At 62.3% G+C, this 3,160-nt stretch carries 3 protein-coding genes, 1 tRNA gene and 1 pseudogene; 4 read left to right on the forward strand and 1 reads right to left on the reverse strand.

What is annotated here, in order from left to right; all coding sequences use genetic code 11:
- The 4 genes from VFL62_RS17100 to VFL62_RS17115 form a co-directional block, all read left to right on the forward strand.
- Window positions 1-330: TRAP transporter small permease (locus VFL62_RS17100; protein WP_325173567.1), on the forward strand; the 330-nt coding region annotated here is incomplete at its 5' end.
- The gene (locus VFL62_RS17105; protein WP_325173568.1) at window positions 330-1,613 is read left to right on the forward strand and encodes a TRAP transporter large permease subunit; all 1,284 of its coding nucleotides are present in this window, start codon (window positions 330-332) and stop codon (window positions 1,611-1,613) included. The genes VFL62_RS17100 and VFL62_RS17105, both read left to right, overlap by 1 nt.
- A 133-nt stretch (window positions 1,614-1,746) precedes the next feature.
- The gene (locus VFL62_RS17110) at window positions 1,747-2,286 is read left to right on the forward strand and encodes a Spy/CpxP family protein refolding chaperone (RefSeq protein ID WP_325173569.1); all 540 of its coding nucleotides are present in this window, start codon (window positions 1,747-1,749) and stop codon (window positions 2,284-2,286) included.
- A gap of 267 nt (window positions 2,287-2,553) precedes the next feature.
- Window positions 2,554-2,629: transfer RNA gene (locus VFL62_RS17115), tRNA-Lys, on the forward strand.
- A 227-nt stretch (window positions 2,630-2,856) separates the two neighbouring features.
- On the opposite strand, the pseudogene VFL62_RS17120 reads toward VFL62_RS17115, so the two are convergent.
- Window positions 2,857-3,160, reverse strand: a pseudogene (locus VFL62_RS17120) (hypothetical protein); the annotation flags it as partial.

Below are 3,160 nucleotides of genomic sequence, written 5' to 3' on the forward strand. Positions count from 1 at the left end.
GTGCTGATCAACCAGCTGCACGATCGCGCCCGCAAGGCGACGATCCTGTTCGGGCTGGCGGGCGGGGCGCTGTTCACCGCGATCGTCGGTACCATGGGCGCCAAGTTCGTGATCGAACTGATGCAGACCGACCAAGTCTCGCCCGACCTCGAACTGCCGAGCTGGCTGGTCTACGCCTGCATTCCGCTCGGCTCCTATCTGATGTGCTTCCGCTTCCTGCAGGTGATGTGGGCTTATTGGCGGACCAACGAGCTGCCGCATCACGACGCCGCCCATGTCGATGACATCGAGGTCAGTCCGACGGCTCCGATCTCGCTCGGAGAAGCCTGATGAGCGCGGCGCTGATCTTCGGGCTGTTGTTTGCCCTGATGCTGACGGGCATGCCGATCTCGATTTCGCTCGGCCTCACCGTCTTGATGTTCCTGTTCACGATGACCGAAGTGCCGATCGAAAGCGTCGGCCTGAAGCTGTTTTCGGGGCTGGACAATTTCGGCATCATGGCGATCCCGTTCTTCATCCTCGCCGGCACCTTCCTGACCCGCGGCGGGGTGGCGCGGCGCATGATCGCGTTTACGACATCGCTGGTCGGCCATCTGCCCGGCGGCCTCGGCCTTGCCGGCGTCGCCGCCTGTGCGATGTTTGCCGCGATTTCCGGCTCCAGCGTCGCAACGGTGGTTGCGATCGGTTCGATCATGCTGCCGGCGATGGTCGAGCACGGCTATCCCCGGCGCTTCGGCGTCGGCGTGATCTCGACCTCGGGCGCGCTCGGCATTCTGGTGCCGCCCTCGATCATCCTCGTGCTGTATGGCGTCTCCACCAATACCTCGATCGGCGCGCTGTTCATGGCCGGCATCGTGCCCGGCATCCTGCTCGCGCTGATGCTTGCGGTCGTGACCTGGTTCATTGCGCGCCGCAACGACTATCCGAAGATGCCGCGCGCCACGCTCGGCCAGCAGGTGAAAGCCTTCCGGGAAAGCGTCTGGGGCCTGGCGCTGATCGCCATCGTGCTCGGCGGCATCTATGGCGGCATCTTCACGCCGACCGAGGCCGCAGCCGTCGCCGCCACCTACGCCTTCTTCATCACCGTGTTCGTGTACAAGGAGCTGAAGCTCAAGGAAGTCGGCAAGGTGCTGCTGCAGGCCGCGAGCATGTCTTCGATGCTGCTCTACATCATCACCAATGCGGTGCTGTTCTCGTTCCTGATGACGCATGAGCAGATCCCGCAGGAAATGGCGGCCTGGATCATCGACAAGCACTTCGGCGTCTGGACCTTCCTGCTGGTGGTCAACGTCATCCTGCTCGCCGCCGGCAATGTCATGGACCCGTCATCGATCCTGCTCATCATGGCGCCGATCCTCTATCCGCTGGCGACCAAGATTGGCATTCATCCGGTGCATCTCGGCGTCCTGATGATCGTCAATACCGAGGTCGGCCTCTGCCATCCGCCGGTTGGGCTCAACCTCTATATCGCCAGCGGCATCGCCAAGATGGGCATCAGCGAGATCACCATCGCGGTGCTGCCGTGGCTTTGCGCGATGCTGGTCTTTCTCGGACTGATTACCTACGTGCCGGAGATTTCGCTGTGGCTGCCGAGGCTGCTCGGTATGATCTAGATCAAACATTTCCAATCATGAATGAAATTAATTCTTGGTAAGAGTGGCGTTCGTTGCCGAACTGTAAGTTGATTGCGCAAGCGCGGATGCCCATTCTTCCGGCACCTACTCCACTCCGGTAAGGGAGGTTGACATGAGAAAGTTTGCAATCGCCGGTGCCGCAGCGCTCGCTATCGCCGCCACCACTGCGGTCTATGCCCAGCAGCATAGCTGGTTTCATGATCGCATGATGGGCCATTCGCGGATGAGCGCCGAGGATCGCGCGGCGATGGCGGATGCGAAGATCGCGGCCGTGCATGCCGGATTGAAGCTGACCGCCGATCAGGAAAAGCTGTGGCCGCCGGTCGAGAGCGCGGTGCGCGATCTCGTCAAGATCAGAATTGATCGCGCCAAGGAGCGCGAGGCGGCGGCGAATGCGAGCAGCGATCAGGCGCAGCAGCCCGATCCGGTGACGCGGCTGCGCGACCGCGCCGACCGGATGGCGGTGACCGCCACCGCGCTCAAGAAGATCGCCGATGCCGCCGACCCGCTCTACAAGACGCTGGATGACGGCCAGAAGCGGCGGCTTGCGCTCCTGACCCGCTGGCATCACCATGAGGGCTGGCGCGGCCGCTTCGAGCGCCGGATGATGGACGGCGATCGCGACGGCGGGCCCGACGCCGAGCGGCTCTGATCTCATCCCCCATTTTCGTCGATCGGCATCGTTGTGAAGCAAGGCCGCCGGGTCATCCCGGCGGCTTTTTTCGCGCAAGGCTCGCTTGGCCTTGCCGCGGCACGGGTCGCCCGCGGGTGGGGGGTGACGGAATCCGCCGCATTTGCCGTGAGTTAGGGGGGCGCCGGGGCGGCGGAAAATGCCCACAGGCTTGCTGGACATCGCAAGTTCGCTTTGCTAAACGACGCCCTCTTGCGGTGGCCGTCTCGGGACGGACTTTCAAGTTCCGGGCGCATAGCTCAGTTGGTAGAGCAGCTGACTCTTAATCAGCGGGTCCCAGGTTCGAGCCCTGGTGCGCCCACCATCGCGAAATCAGGCACTTATAGAGGATTGTTAATCCTTCATTCCGACAAGCTGAGTCAGCGGCTGTTACAACAAAATAATCCGTTATGGTTCACGCAGCGCGATGCTCGTTGCGCGCGTGACGGGAAGCCGCGGACGACGCGAGGCCGAGGCCAAGCGCTGTGGCAGCAATCGAAGAAGCTGCGCAGGGGAGTCATGTATAGGTCCTCATCAGGAGTTGGGTGCATTTCAAGGTCTGCGGTTGCGATCACGTTGAGCGGTCAGTTCCGCGCGCTGGACGAGTCCGTGTCCGAGCTGCTCGTTTGAACGCCCGATCGTCTGGCCGCTCCGTGTAAACCGGAAATGAGTGATGTCGGTCGGAAAAAACATCCCCCACGTCCACTCGACGTAAATGCGAAGCTTGCGGCCCAAGGTCGGCATCTCCGACAAGTAGTAGGCGCGCCAGATCAACCAGGCGGGTAACCCGCTCAAGGGAATGCCGAATACTTCGGCCACGCCGTTCATGTGGCCGATCGCGGCCATCATGCCGCGG

It is taken from the genome of Bradyrhizobium sp. (assembly GCF_035701725.1).
In the GTDB taxonomy this organism is placed as follows: Bacteria; Pseudomonadota; Alphaproteobacteria; order Rhizobiales; family Xanthobacteraceae; genus Bradyrhizobium.